Raw genomic sequence first — 13579 nt, 5'->3', positions numbered from 1 at the left:
GTGAATGAAACCTTTTGATTCGTATCACTGGCGCGGCATGCAGCTCACGGACGCATCTCTTGAGTCTGCCCGGCAGGAACTTGCCGAGTCCTCGGAAATTGACACAACACTGCAGTCGTTCACCCAGCTCTTGCACAGCGAAGACAGCGCTGCTATCGGAATTGCACTGGATCACTACCATTATGCGGTATCGCAACAGCGATACGGTATCCCCAATCCCTATTCCGATTACACACTTGAGGTTTTGGAGCGAGCGCGAGAACTATTGAAACAGCCTCCCACCCACTCCACCTTCACTGGGCCCGACATCGAAGGGTCCAATCACTCGAGCGCATTGCTGATCATGATGAATCACGCTAAACCGGAGGATTCCGGGCTCATCCTCCGAGTGCTTGAGAACTCCGCTAATTCCGATGTTGCTTCCGGCGCACTCGCCGCAGCCGGGCGTATTCTGGATGCCGAATGTGCACCTGATGACGCACTGATTCACGCCCTCGCAGGAATCGCTCTCGACGAGTCCAAAGACCCCGATGAACGCCTGGATGCAGTGCGGGCCTTGGCGCGCAGCAGCGCCTCTCAAGCTCTGTCCATCATGGAGCGAATCGCCGACCTCGAAACACTCGATCTCCAGGTGACGGCCGTGCATGCTTTGGGATTCCACGCCATGGACCGCTACCGGCCTCTCGTCGAACAGCGATCAGCGTCCTGGCCGGATGACCTGCCATACCCAGCCTTCGACGTACAGAGGCTGCTTCGCGAGCACGATTCAAAGGGGAACGCATGACACGTTACGCCGACATACCCAAGCCCATTCGCTCCGGGATCGTCATCGTCGACCCTGATCTCGGGACGCCGCGGCGGATCATCGTGCTGCAGTTCAATCCGGACACGTTGGAGCGTTCCGTGGCGCCCCAAGCCGCCGGAGGTGAGAGGGACGGCGGCGGAGGCGGGAGTGGTGGCGATAGGAACGAGGCGCTGCGGCTCAAAGGCCCCGCGCAGGAGTCGTGGAAGTTCACCGCCGAGATCGATGCCACCGACCAGTTGGACGTTGCCGCGCCCGATGGCATCCACCCCCAACTCGCCGTGCTGGAAATGCTGGTGCAGCCGACCACCGCGCAGCTTCGGGCCGCGTCGCATCTCAGTAAGAAGGGGACCATCGAGATCAGCCCTATCGAGATGCCCCTCACCCTCTTCACCTGGGGGAGCAAGCGCGTCATGCCCGTCCGGCTCACCGAGTTGTCGGTGAATGAGTCGGCGTTCGACGTCAATCTGAATCCGATCAGGGCCTCGCTCAGTATCGGGATGAAGATTCTGACCGTGAGTGATCTGCCGGCGGGGCATCGAGGGGCCGAGTTGTACCTCGCGCACCTGGCGCAGAAGGAGCAGTTGGCGCGGGCCGCCCGGGGCGGGAGCTTTGCGGCGCTCGGGCTTGGTGGGAGGGGGATCTGAGGGTGATCGAGCCGTATGAGCGGGCGTTGGACGACGTGCCCGGGGCGCATCCGTATCCGCGGAGCAGTCGGTACGCCGAGGTGGAGATCGGGGTACATCGGATGCCCGATGGGACCGAGGTGAGGTATGCCAAGCGGCGGTTGCTGCCGCGGCTGGAGGATGCGGCCGAGGAGGCCGTGGCGCACACCGTCAGCAGTGGCGAGCGACCGGATCAGCTGGGGCAGCGGTACTTCGGGGATCCGGGGCAGTGGTGGCGGATCGCCGATGCCAATCCGGTGTTGGATCCGCGGGAGTTGACGGACGAGCCGGGCGAGGAGATAGCCGTGCCGCTGCCCGGTGGGTTCACCGGGGGGATGGGCGGGCCGGGGGTGCGCAATGGGTGACGACCAGCCCGTTGGGCGGGGGCCGATCCATGTGTCGCTGTATATGGGGCCGAAGTCGGCGCGGCCCGTGCCGCAGGAAGTGACCGAGGCGTTGTTGTCGGCGCAGATCACGAGTACGGCGGGTGAGCGGAGCGGTTTTCAGATCGCGTTCGATCTGACGAAGAAGGGGGCGATCGTCGATCGGTTGCTGCCGGAGGGGTTCTTCGATCCCAAGACCCGGGTGATCGTGGCGGTGAGTATCAAGGGAACCCCCTTCGTACTGCTGGACGGGTTGATCGTGCGGCAGGAGGTGGGGGCCAGCAATCAGCCCGGGCAGACGACTCTGACGGTCACCGGGGAAGACCTCACGCTGTTGATGGACCTGGAGGAGCGGGCCGACCGGTATCCGAATCTGGCGCCCTCGCAGCGGATCGAGCGGATTCTGGGGAAGTACGCGGATTACGGGATCGATGCCCGGATCATTCGGGAGCAGATTCCGCAGCCGCCGCGGGAGCAGATGCGGGTGGATTACCAGGTCGGGACCGATCTGCAGTATGTGAATGAGTTGGCCAGGGCGAACGGCTATACGTTCTATCTCGATCCTGGGCCCGTGCCGGGGAAGTCGACGGCGTTCTGGGGCCCCGAGCAGCGGATTGGGCAGAGACAACACGCCCTGAACGTGAATATGGATGTGAACTCGACTGTGGATCAGTTGACGTTCGCTTACGACGGGACGGCCAGGGAAGAGCCGCAGGCGCGGGTGCAGGACCCCGTGACGCGGCGGGCGCCGTTGCTCGCGCAGCCGGATATCAGTCCGCTCAGGCCGCCGCTGGGGCTGCGGGCTTCCCCCGCCCTGAAGCGGAAGACGCTGGGCGGGACCGCGAAGCGGGACGAGGCGATCGCGAAGGCGGAGGCGTTGGGCAGGGCGGCGACGTCCGCCGACGCCGTTTCGGGGTCGGGGTCGCTGGACGTCAATCGACACGGATATGTGTTGCGGCCACGGGAGTTGGTCGGGGTGCGGGGCGCCGGGGTGACGTATGACGGCGACTACTACGTGAAGAGTGTGACGACCACTATTCGGCCCGGCTCGTATCAGCAGAACTTCACGCTGTCGCGGGAAGGGCTGATCGCCCGCAGCGACACCGTACGTCCCTAGAGCCGCGGTCCAGCCGCAGCCCGTATCGGATCCAGGAGACAAGTCACATGGCTGGCGCACCCAACAACCGCTTTCTCGGCAAGTTCCGCGGCCGGGTGGTGGACAACAACGACCCGATGGGGCGAGGACGGCTGATCGTCCAGGTTCCGGATGTGCTCGGGGACGAGCCGTCGACGTGGGCGCTGCCCTGTTTTCCGTTCACCGGGCCGCAGGCGGGGCAGGTCGTCGTGCCGTCGGTCGGGGCGGGCGTGTGGGTGGAGTTCGAGCAGGGCGAGCCCAGTTATCCGATCTGGGTGGGGTGTTGGTACGGAAGCCGGGAGGAATTGCCGGAGGATGCGCAGATCGATCCCGCCACGGCGCATCCCGTCGTTATTCAGACGCCGAAGAAGCACAAGATCGTGATGTCGGATGTGCCCACCAACGGGATTTTGCTGGAGGCGCCCGGCGGCGCGTACGTGAAGATCGATGCGACGGGTGTCCATATCAACAACGGTCATGGTGCCTCGATTTCGCTGGTCGGGGATCAGGTCGATATCAACGACGGCCGGCTGACGGTGCCCAGGAAGCGCTGAAGCACACGGCATACGGGGAGGGGGCAGGAAGATGGCGAGCGGGAATCTCGTGCACGGCGGGACCGCGATCAGTTGTCCGCATGGCGGGCGCGTGGTGTCCGCGGGTTCCGCGGGGACGCACGGCGGTGTGCGGATCGATGACGCGCCGGTGGCCACCACCGCGGGCCTTTTCACGGTCAGTGGATGCATGCACCGCGTCGGCGGGTGTCCGCAGCCGTGCACGAGCGTGCGGTGGACGCCGGACGTCGGGGATCAGGCCGTACGCGTCGACGGGGTGCCGGTGCTGCTGGACACCACGGCGGCGATGTGTTTCAGCGCCGGGCTGGTGCCGCAGGGCCCACCGGTCGTGACGTCCGTCCATCAGGGCCAGGGGGTGTCCAGCCGATGAGGGCTGCGAAGAAGGTACGTACCGAGATCGCGTTTCCGTTCCGGATCGACCGGCGGGGGCGGACCGCGCACGCGGATCACGACGACCATGTCCGGGATCTGATCGAGCAGTTGTTGTTCACCGGTCCCGGTGAGCGGGTGATGCGGCCGGACTTCGGGTGCGGGCTGCTGGATCTCGTCTTCACCCCGAACAGCCCGGAGCTGGCGTCGGCGGTGGAGCTGTCGGTGCAGGCGTCGTTGCAGCGGTGGCTGGGGGACCTCATCGAGGTCGAGTCGCTGGACGTGGTGAGCGAGGACAACGTCGTACGGGTGTATCTGCGCTATGTGGTGCGCTCCACCGCGAGCCGGCGCGATGAGGTGTTCGAGGGGCGGGGCGAGGGATGAGCCAGCAGCAACAGGGCGCGACGACGGACGAGTCGACAGGTGCCGGGGCGGGGCGGCGCGAGCGGGTCAGGGCGGCGCGCCTCAACGGCGTCGACGCGGTGGAGGTCGCCGACGACGGGGTGACGCTGACCGTCACCTTCCTCGGCAAGGCGCCGCACGGGCTGCGGCCGGAGAACGTCCGTATCGACGGTGGGCGCAGGATCACCGGATTGGAGGCCGTCGAGGTCTGCGTCGAGCGGGAGGAGGACCCCGAGCTCGACGACCGGCTGCTGGTGACGCTGGACCGGGCCGGGGACACGTCCCGCTACCGCCTCTCCCTCGTCGGGACCGATCCGTACGGGCGGCCCGGCACCGAGCCGTACGAGGGCTTCGACCAGCGGTACTTCAGCCAGGAGTTCTCCTTCCGGCCCGATTGCCCGAGCCCCTTCGACTGCGCGGACGAGGAGGTCGGCACCGGGCCGGGCGCCCGCCCGGACGCCTTCCGGCCGGCGCCCGTCATCGACTACACGGCCCGCGACTACGACACCCTGCGCCGGCTCGTGCTGGACCGGCTGCGGCTGACCACCCCCGACTGGGTCGAGCGCAGTCCGGCGGATCTGGGGACGACGCTGGTCGAGCTGCTCGCCCACACCGCCGACCAGATCAGCTACCAGCAGGACGCGGTGGCGACGGAGGCGTATCTCGACACCGCCCGGCGCAGGGTGTCCGTACGGCGGCACGTCCGGCTGATCGACTATCCGATGCACGACGGGTGCAGTGCGCGGGCGTTCGTGTCGCTGGAGGCCGTGGAGGAACTGACGCTGCTGCCGGGCGAGTTCCGGTTCGCGGCCGTCGACACCCGGACGTTCGGTCCACGCGACCGGCCGGAGATCGGCAGCGTCGTCGACGACCGGGATCTGGCGGTGCTCGACGAGCGCGGTGCGGTGGAGGTCTTCGAGCCGGTCGCCGCCACGCCCCTGGTGGTGCGGCCCGAGCACAACGCCGTCCGCCTGTGGACCTGGGGCGGTGAGATCCGCGCCCTGCCGAAGGGGGCCACCGGCGCGACGCTGCGCGACGAGTGGGCCGACGACGCCTGCCGGACGCGTGCGCTCCGGCTCCGCCCCGGTGATCTGCTGCTGTTCGAGGAGGTCAAGGGGCCGCGTACGGGAACGCCCGGCGACCAGGACCCCACCCACCGGCAGACCGTCCGCCTCACCTCCGTCACCCCGGCCGTCGACCGGCTCGACGACCAGCCGGTGCTGGAGGTCACCTGGGCGCCCGAGGACGCGCTGGCGTTCCCGCTGACGCTGTCCACCCGGGGCGGGCCCCACTGCGCGCCCGTCGAGGAGGTGAGCGTGGCGCGCGGCAATGTCGTGCTGGTCGACCACGGGCGGTCGCTCGCCTTCGGCAGTGCCGACGAGGGCGTCCCCGAGACCGTCACCGTCCCCGCCGTACCCGCCGTCCTCGGCTCCTGCGACCCGCCGGCCTTCGGCTGCGGCGACCGCAAGGACGACGGCAACGCCACCGCGGCCACGATCAACGCCGCCCTGGAGAAGACCCGTTGCCATCAGCCGCTGGCCCCCGACGACATCCGTGAGCTGTTCACCGTCGTCGGCGAGGAGGCGACCGTACGGGCCGGGCTCGGACTGGAGCTGGCCGGGCAGCGGCGGGAACGCGTCGTGCCCGGCACCGTCCACGCCCAGGCCGAGGCGCTGCGCACACTGCTCGCGCAGTCGGTCTACCCGGGCGTCGTGCCGCGCTTCAGGCCGGTGCTGCACCGCTCCCCCGTCGCCCAGACCGTGCCGTTCCCGCAGCCCGCGCAGGTGGCGGCGGGGCAGGCCGACCGGCTGGCGGGGATACGGGAACGGGTGCGCGACCGGCTCGTCGAACTGTGGCGCAGCGCCCGGGACCACGACGGGCTGGCCGAGGACGAGATCACCGAGCTGACCGTGGTGTTCGGCCTGAAGACCCTCGAACGCCTCCCACTGCGCCGCCATCCGGTGCGGGCGCTGCGGGAGCTGCTGCACCGCGCCGACGCGCTGCTGGCGGCCAAGCTGCGGCGGCTGGAGGTGCTGAGCGCGCGGGCCCGGGCCGGTACGGTGCTGGACCGGCGGATCGCCTGGGAGATCGCGCACAGCTGGGGCCCGGCGTACGCCGTGGGGCTGGACCCGGACGAGCCGGTGCTGCACGGGCCGGCGGCCACCCTGCTGCCCGATGCGCGGGCCGCGCTGCCCGCCGTACGGATCGAGGAAGAGCGGGGCGGCGTCTGGCTGCCGCGTCGCGACCTGCTCGACAGCGGCCCCCGCGACCGGCACTTCGTCGGTGAGCTCCAGGACGACGGGCGGCTCGCGCTGCGTTTCGGCGACGGGCGCCACGGGGCCCGGCCCGAGCCCGGCAGCCGGCTGGCCCTGCACTACCGGCTGGGCGGCGGTACGGCGGGCAATGTCGGGGCCGAGGCCATCAACCACCTCGTGCTCGACCGGAGTGCGCAGGACTCGGATGCCGCCGCCCCCCTGCCGGTCGCCGGTGTCCGCAACCCCCTGCCCGCCACCGGCGGTACGGAGCCCGAACCGGTCGAGCAGGTGCGGCAGCTCGCCCCGCTCGACCTGAAGCGGACCCGGCTGCGGGCCGTGACCGCCGCCGACTACGCGGAGCTGGCGTCGGCGCTGCCGGGTGTGCAGCGGGCCGCGGCCGAGATCCGCTGGACCGGCAGCACCCAGGAGGCGCATGTCGCGATCGATGCGGCCGGCAGCGGTGAGCCCTCGCCGCGGCTGCTGGACTCCGTCGCCTACGCACTGGAGAGCTACCGGCGGATCGGGCACGACCTGGTCGTCGAACCGGCCCGGACGGTGCCGGTCGATCTGGGGATCGAGGTATGCGCGGCCCCCGGCCACCAACACGGCCAGATCCTGGCCGAGTTGACGCGTGTACTGGGCAGCCGGCGGCTGCCGGGGGGCGGTCTGGGCTTCTTCCATCCGGACGCGCTGACGTTCGGGGAGCCGGTGCGGCTCAGCCGCCTCACGGCGGTGGCCGCGGCCGTCCCGGGCGTACTGAGCGTACGGGTGACCCGCCTGCAGCGGCTGGTCCACGACGCACACCTCGACGACCGAGCGCTGCAGGACGGTGTGCTGCGGCTCGGCCCGCTGGAGATCGCCGTGTGCGACAACGACCCGGAGCGGCCCGAGAACGGCCGGCTGACCATTGAGTTGGGGAGTGCCCGATGAGCACCTGTGGATGCGGCTGCGACGGGGGGATCGGCGGCCACGACGAGCGCCGCGCCCCCGACGCCCTCTACAACCCGCCGGGGCGCCCGGCGCTGGACTACCGCGTCGACGACTACGGCGGCTTCCTCGCCGGGATGCTCGACCGGCTCGCCTCGCCCGCCTACCCGGCGCTGCGCGGCCTGACGGTACGGACCCCGGACGATCCGGCGATCGGGCTGCTGGACGCCTGGGCGGTGCTCGGAGACGTACTGACCTTCCACGGCGAGCGGATCGCGCAGGAGGGCTATCTGCGGACCGCCAACGAGCACCGGTCGCTGGCTCTGCTGGGGCGGCTGGTCGGGCACCGGCCGCGGCCGGGCGTCGCCGCCGACACCCACCTCGCCTACACCCTCGACAAGGATCCGCGCGCCGAGGACCTGGCCGTGGTCGTCCCGCGCGGCGCGCGCAGCCACAGTGTGCCCGCCGCCACCGGCGAGGAGTCGCAGACCTTCGAGACGGACGAGGAGCTGACGGCGCGCTGGGCGTGGAACGAGCTGAAGGTGCGCAGGCGGCGGCCGGCCCTGCTGGTCGCCGAGGACCTCGCCCAGCGCTCGGAGCTGTACGTGGCGGGGACGCACACCTCCCTGCAGACCGGTGACCAGCTGCTCTTCGACTTCGGCGGGGACCGGCAGCTGCTGTTGCCGGTCGCGAAGGTGCGGATCGACCGGGACGAGGACCGCACCGCGATCGGGCTGCCGCGGTCCGCGCCGCCCACCCTGAAGGAGCTGGTGGACGAGCTGCGGCAGTGGATCACCGAGCCGCCCGACGGCGGGGACCCGGACGATCCGGACGAGCCCGGTCCGCCCACCCCGCAGACGCCGAACCCACGGCCGGTCAGCAAGCTGATCGACACGTTCGACGTCCAGGTGCTGGCACCGCTGCGCAAGGACCTGGACGGGGCGGCCGGTTCCTCTCCGGCCGCCTTCGCCGAGCGGCTCGCCGGGCCGCACGAGCGGCTGGCCGAGGCGCAGGTGCTGGCCGCGCCGTACGAGGAGGTCGCGGCCTGGTTCGAGCGGTTGGAGGCGGTGGTCGGCGAGCTGCGGGAGCGGGCCGGGGATCTGGAGCCGGCGCGTACGGTGCCCACCGCGCCGACGCCGCGGTCCGCGCAGGGGCAGGGCGCACCGGCGCTGCAGGCCCTCGCCGCCGTCCTCCCCGCCCTGCGTACCGGCGTGGTCCGTCCGCCGTCCGGTGCCGGGGCGGCCTTCCGCGACCCCGGCCGGCTCTTCGCACCCGGTTCGGATCTGACCGCGCGCCTGCTGTCCGCGCTGGATCCGCGGCTCGCCGACGGGATGTACGCGGCGTGGCGGCAGGCGGCGCCCCAGGCGCAGGGCGCGCTGCGGGAGCTGCTGGCGATGCGGGTGAGCGCCGCGCCCTTCGGGTCGACCGCGCCGCTCAAGCCCGTGCAGGACGACAAGGGCCGGGTGATCCGGCAGTCGGACTGGCCGCTGACCGGCGGCGCGCTGACCAGCATGCGGATCGTGTTCGACACGGCCGGCAAGGTGCCGGTCAAGGCGGAGTTCCAGCATGTGGAGAACACCGGCAGTTCCGCGCAGCGCGCCGTGAACCTGCCGTCCGACGAGCCCTTCGACCTCGGGCCCGGCCGCGTCGAGCTGTCCACGCGCACCGGCCAGGACCACGATCTGAGCTGGCTGGGCCGCCGCCCGACCGATTCGCAGGAGGCCGGGGTCACCGCGCGGCTGCTTTCCGGCCTGCCCGAGCGCACCCTGTTCGTGGCCCGCCCGGACGAGGAGGACCGGATCGAGGTCGCGGTCCACAACGGCCGGACCGAGACCTGGCATCTGCGGCCGGGCGAGCAGCGGCAGGTCCGGCACGGCGAGTACGAGGTGACGGTGCGGCGCACACCGGGCAGCGAACCGCCCGCCGTGGAGATCGGCATCGCCACCGTTCCCGCGCCCGCCAACCGCCGTGTGCTGGCGCTGGATTCGGTGCAGGACGGCATCACCGTCGGCAGCTGGGTCGCCGTCCGGCGTCCCCGTAAGGGCGCGGACGGGCCGGACGGCATACCGGGCGACAAGAAGCTGGCGTTCGTCACCACCCGGGTGACGGCGGTGCGCACCGCCGCGTACACGAACTTCGGCATCACCGGGCGGGGCACCGAACTGACGCTGGCCGACCCCTGGCTGGACGAGCACGATGTGGTGCTCTCCGCGATCCGGGACACCACCGTGCACGCGGGCGGTGAGCCGCTGCGGACGGCGGACGAGCCGCTGGGTGAGGACGTGCACGGCAACGAGCTGGAACTCGCCGAGCTGTACGACGGGTTGCTGCCGGGGCGGCGGATCGTCGTCTCCGGTGAGCGCAGCGACATCCCCGGTCTCGCGGGCGGTGCCGGGCTGCGCGCCACCGAACTCGCCGTGATCGCCTCGGTGGACCAGCGGCTGGACGCGGACGTGCCGGGCGACCATGTGCACACGGTGCTGACCCTCACCGCGGATCTGGCCTACCGCTACCGGCGGGAGACGGTCCGTGTCCAGGGCAACGTCGTGCCCGCGTCGCACGGGGAGAGCCGCGACGAGGCCATCGGCAGCGGGGACGCGACCCGCGCCAACCAGACGTTCGCGCTGTGGCAGTCGCCGCTGACGTGGCTGCCGGACGACAGTCCGCTGGGCTCCACCCCGGAGCTTGAGGTGCGGGTCGACGGGCTGCTGTGGCATCCGGTGGACAGCCTGGCCGGTCGCGGGCCGCGGGAGCGGGTGTATGTGGTGGGGACGAGCGCCGGCGGCGGCGCGGAGCGGAACGGGGCGGGCCGTACGACGGTGACGTTCGGCGACGGGGTGCACGGCGCCCGGCTGCCGACCGGCCACGACAACGTCCGGGCCCGTTACCGCTTCGGCACCGGGCGGGCGGCGAACGTCGCGGCGAACCGGATCACCCAGGCGGTGACCCGGCCGCTGGGCGTGACCGGCGTGACCAATCCGCAGCCGGCGAGCGGCGGCGCGGACGCCGACGGTCCCGGGCTGACCCGGCGCACCGTCCCGCTGTCGGTCTCCGCGCTGGACCGGCTGGTCTCGCTCGCCGACTACGAGGACTTCGCCCGCTCCCGGGCCGGCATCGGCCGGGCCTCGGCCCGCGAACTCTTCGACGGGCGGCGCAAGGTGCTGCATGTGACGGTGGCCGGGGTGGACGACATCCCGATCGCGCCGGACGCGGAGGTGCTGCGGGCGCTGCGGTCCTCGCTGGCCGAGTACGGCGACGCCCGGCTGCCTATCCGGGTGGACGTGCGCGAGCCGGTGCTGCTGCTGTGCGTGGCCAAGGTGAAGGTGGCGGCCGATCACGCCTGGCCGCTGGTGGAGCCGCGGGTGCGGCGGGCGGTGCTGGACCGGCTGGGCTATGACGGACGGGAGCTGGGGCAGCCGGCGCGACTGTCGGAGGTGCTGGCCGCCGCCCAGTCGGTACCGGGGGTGGACCACGTCGACGTGGACGCCTTCACCGGCGTCCCGGCGTCCGTCTCCCCCGCCGAACTCACGGCGCTGTCCGCCCAGTTCGGCGATCCGCCGCGCACGTCGGTGCCGTCCCGGCTCGCCGCGTACGACGAGCGGATCCACGAGGTGACGGCGGACGGCGGCGAGACGCTCACCGCGGTCGCCGCCCGCTACGGCATCCCCCTGGCCGAGCTGCTGCGCCTGAACCCCGACATCACCGACACCCGGCCGCTGGCGAAGGGCCGCGCGGTCTGCGTCTTCCGCGGTGTCCGCCCGGCGCAGCTGGCGCTGTTCTCGCCGCGGGTCGCGGACACGCTGATCCTCACGGAGGTAACCCGATGAGTACGACCAGGGAGCCGGACGGGCTCGCGGAGCTGCTTCCGCAGTGGCACCGGCTGCGCGACGCGGAAGACGGCGAGCCGCTGCGCGCGCTGCTGGCCGTGATCGCCGAGCAGGTGGACCGGGTGCGCGACGGGGTCGCCCAGCAGTACGACGACTGGTTCGTCGAAAGCGCCGCCGAGTGGGTGCTGCCCTACCTCGGCGACCTGGTGGGCTACCGTCCGCTGCCCGGCTACGAGCGGGTGCTGGCCGGCGGGCTGCGCGACGGCGGACTGCCCGACTCCTCGCGGCGGCGGCTGGCCGAGGCGCTGGCACCGCGCCGCGATGTGGCGACGACGGTCGGCAACCGGCGGCGCAAGGGCACCCTGGCGCTGCTGGAGGAGCTGTCGGAGTCGGTGGCGGGCTGGCCGGCGCGGGCGGTGGAGTTCTCCCGGCTCCTGGCGCACCAGCAGCCGGTGAAGCTGTACGGGTCGGGCACCGAGGCGGTCAACGCGCGGCGGGGTGGGCGCGGGCGGCTGGTGGACCTGCGCGACGGTGCGGCGCTCGACCTCGCCGGCGGGCCGTTCTCGACGGTGGCCCGTTCGGTGGACGTGCGCAGGGCCGACTCCCGTCACACACAGGGCGGTCACACCCCGGCCGGGGTCGGCCTGTTCGTGTGGCGGCTGAAGCCGTACGCGGTGACCGGGGCGCCGGCGTACTGCATCGACCGGGCCCGCAACCTCTACACGTTCTCCATCCTGGGCAACGACACCCCGCTGGTGACCCGCCCGGAACCGGAGCCGTCCGCGACGCACATCGCCACCCTCGACAACGTGCCGGCGGCGATCCGGCGCCGGCAGCTGCACGACCGGCTCGCGGACTACTACGGGCCGGGCAAGAGCTTCACCATCCGCCGGGACGGGCACGACACCCCGGTCCCGCTCGCCGACATCGTCGTCGCCGACCTCGGCGACTGGCGCTACCGGCCCCGGCGCGGGCAGGTCGCGGTCGATCCGGAACGGGGCCGGATGGCGTTCGGTGCGCGCTCGGCGCCCCGGCAGGGCGTATGGGTGGACTACCACTACGGGTTCGGGGACGAGCTGGGCGGCGGTGAGTACGAGCGGGAGCGGGCAACCGCCCCGGACGCCGCGCTCTACCGGGTCGGGCCGGGCCAGGCCTTCCAGCGGATCATGGACGCCTACGGGGCGTGGCAGCACGACCGGCGGGCCGGACGGTGCGGCCCCGAGGGGATCATCGAGATCACCCACAGCGGCGCCTACCAGGAGCAGCTGGACTTCGACCTGGATCCCGGCGACCGGCTCCAGCTGCGCGCCGCCGAGGGCACCCGGCCCGTCATCCGGCTGCTCGACTGGTACAGCAACCGGCCCGACGCGCTCAACATCCGGGCGCGGGGTGGGGGTCCCCCCTGCTCGAACGGAGCCGAGAGCTCGGGGGACGATTGCGCGGTCGGCGAGCGGCCGCGGATGGTCCTGGACGGACTGCTGGTCACCGGGCGCGGCCTGAACGTCACCGGCCCGATGGGGGCGCTGGTGCTGCGGCACTGCACCCTCGTACCGGGCTGGTCGCTGGAGGCGGAGTGCGCTCCGCACTCCCCCGAGGAGCCGAGCCTGGTGCTGGACCGTACGACCGCCTGCGTGGAGATCGACCGGACGATCCTGGGCACCATCGAGGTCATCGGCGACGAAGTGGGCACCGATCCGCTGCCGATCCATCTGCGCGACAGCATCCTGGACGCCACCGCGGCCGACCGCGAGGCGCTGTCGGCGCCGGACTGCCGGCACGCCCACGCGGTGCTGTACGCGCACCGCTCCACCGTCATCGGCGAAGTGCACACCCACGCCGTGCAGCTCGCCGAGAACAGCATCTTCACCGGCCGGCTGCACGTCGCCCGGCGCGGTGTCGGCTGTCTGCGGTTCAGTTACGTACCGCCGGGGTCGCGCACCCCGCGCCGCCACCGCTGCCAGCCGGACCTGGCGGACCCCGCACGGGTACGCCCGCTGCTGCGCGGCGAGCGCTACGGCACGCCCTGGTACGGGCAGTTGGCGGACGGCTGCGCGCCCGAGATCCGGCGCGGCGCGGAGGACGGCGCCGAGATGGGCGCCTACCACGACCTGTACCAGCCGCAACGCGAGGACAGCCTGCGGGCCCGGCTGGCGGAGTACACACCGGCGGGCAGCGACGCGGGGGTGGTGTTCGTGACGTGAGCCCTCCCCCCGCGCACACGGTGAACCACCCGCCCGTCCGT

At 71.8% G+C, this 13579-nt stretch carries 10 protein-coding genes; all 10 read left to right on the top strand.

Annotated features, from left to right (window positions below; genetic code table 11):
• Positions 1-4 precede the first annotated feature (4 nt).
• Entirely contained in the window at positions 5-784 is a 780-nt protein-coding gene (locus ACFWZH_RS04585) for a HEAT repeat domain-containing protein (RefSeq protein ID WP_384425281.1), read from the top strand.
• Positions 781-1449, top strand: coding sequence for a hypothetical protein (locus tag ACFWZH_RS04580; RefSeq protein ID WP_384425278.1), 669 nt, complete (start codon positions 781-783; stop codon positions 1447-1449). Before ACFWZH_RS04585 ends, ACFWZH_RS04580 begins: the two co-directional genes overlap by 4 nt.
• A complete protein-coding gene (locus ACFWZH_RS04575; RefSeq protein ID WP_384425655.1) occupies positions 1446-1832 on the top strand; it encodes a hypothetical protein in 387 nt (128 codons plus the stop codon). The genes ACFWZH_RS04580 and ACFWZH_RS04575 overlap by 4 nt, the downstream gene beginning before the upstream one ends.
• Positions 1825-2967, top strand: a complete 1143-nt coding sequence (locus ACFWZH_RS04570) for a hypothetical protein (protein ID WP_384425275.1) — start codon at positions 1825-1827, stop codon at positions 2965-2967. The genes ACFWZH_RS04575 and ACFWZH_RS04570 overlap by 8 nt, the downstream gene beginning before the upstream one ends.
• A gap of 47 nt (positions 2968-3014) precedes the next feature.
• Positions 3015-3539, top strand: coding sequence for a phage baseplate assembly protein V (locus ACFWZH_RS04565; RefSeq protein WP_384425272.1), 525 nt, complete (start codon positions 3015-3017; stop codon positions 3537-3539).
• 127 nt (positions 3540-3666) lie between these two features.
• Entirely contained in the window at positions 3667-3927 is a 261-nt protein-coding gene (locus ACFWZH_RS04560) for a hypothetical protein (RefSeq protein ID WP_384425269.1), read from the top strand.
• The gene (locus ACFWZH_RS04555) at positions 3924-4310 is read left to right on the top strand and encodes a GPW/gp25 family protein (RefSeq protein WP_384425266.1); all 387 of its coding nucleotides are present in this window, start codon (positions 3924-3926) and stop codon (positions 4308-4310) included. Before ACFWZH_RS04560 ends, ACFWZH_RS04555 begins: the two co-directional genes overlap by 4 nt.
• Complete coding sequence (locus ACFWZH_RS04550; RefSeq protein ID WP_384425264.1) at positions 4307-7513, top strand: putative baseplate assembly protein; 3207 nt, start codon at positions 4307-4309, stop codon at positions 7511-7513. Before ACFWZH_RS04555 ends, ACFWZH_RS04550 begins: the two co-directional genes overlap by 4 nt.
• A complete protein-coding gene (locus tag ACFWZH_RS04545; protein WP_384425261.1) occupies positions 7510-11337 on the top strand; it encodes a putative baseplate assembly protein in 3828 nt (1275 codons plus the stop codon). Before ACFWZH_RS04550 ends, ACFWZH_RS04545 begins: the two co-directional genes overlap by 4 nt.
• Positions 11334-13538 carry a hypothetical protein gene (locus ACFWZH_RS04540; protein WP_384425258.1) on the top strand — a complete coding sequence of 735 codons (2205 nt, stop codon included), beginning with the start codon at positions 11334-11336 and terminating at the stop codon, positions 13536-13538. The genes ACFWZH_RS04545 and ACFWZH_RS04540 overlap by 4 nt, the downstream gene beginning before the upstream one ends.
• Positions 13539-13579: the final 41 nt, after the last annotated feature.

It is taken from the genome of Streptomyces sp. NPDC059008, from assembly GCF_042749045.1.
GTDB lineage: Bacteria > Actinomycetota > Actinomycetes > Streptomycetales > Streptomycetaceae > Streptomyces.
This window is presented reverse-complemented; position numbering and strand designations above follow the sequence as displayed.

Bases quoted from the DNA above. Each gene is read 5' to 3' on its own strand.
- ACFWZH_RS04555 (WP_384425266.1), top strand. From the start codon at position 3,924: ATGAGGGCTGCGAAGAAGGTACGTACCGAGATCGCGTTTCCGTTCCGG.
- ACFWZH_RS04570 (WP_384425275.1), top strand. From the start codon at position 1,825: ATGGGTGACGACCAGCCCGTTGGGCGGGGGCCGATCCATGTGTCGCTG.
- ACFWZH_RS04565 (WP_384425272.1), top strand. From the start codon at position 3,015: ATGGCTGGCGCACCCAACAACCGCTTTCTCGGCAAGTTCCGCGGCCGG.
- ACFWZH_RS04550 (WP_384425264.1), top strand. From the start codon at position 4,307: ATGAGCCAGCAGCAACAGGGCGCGACGACGGACGAGTCGACAGGTGCC.
- ACFWZH_RS04580 (WP_384425278.1), top strand. From the start codon at position 781: ATGACACGTTACGCCGACATACCCAAGCCCATTCGCTCCGGGATCGTC.
- ACFWZH_RS04585 (WP_384425281.1), top strand. From the start codon at position 5: ATGAAACCTTTTGATTCGTATCACTGGCGCGGCATGCAGCTCACGGAC.
- ACFWZH_RS04540 (WP_384425258.1), top strand. From the start codon at position 11,334: ATGAGTACGACCAGGGAGCCGGACGGGCTCGCGGAGCTGCTTCCGCAG.
- ACFWZH_RS04545 (WP_384425261.1), top strand. From the start codon at position 7,510: ATGAGCACCTGTGGATGCGGCTGCGACGGGGGGATCGGCGGCCACGAC.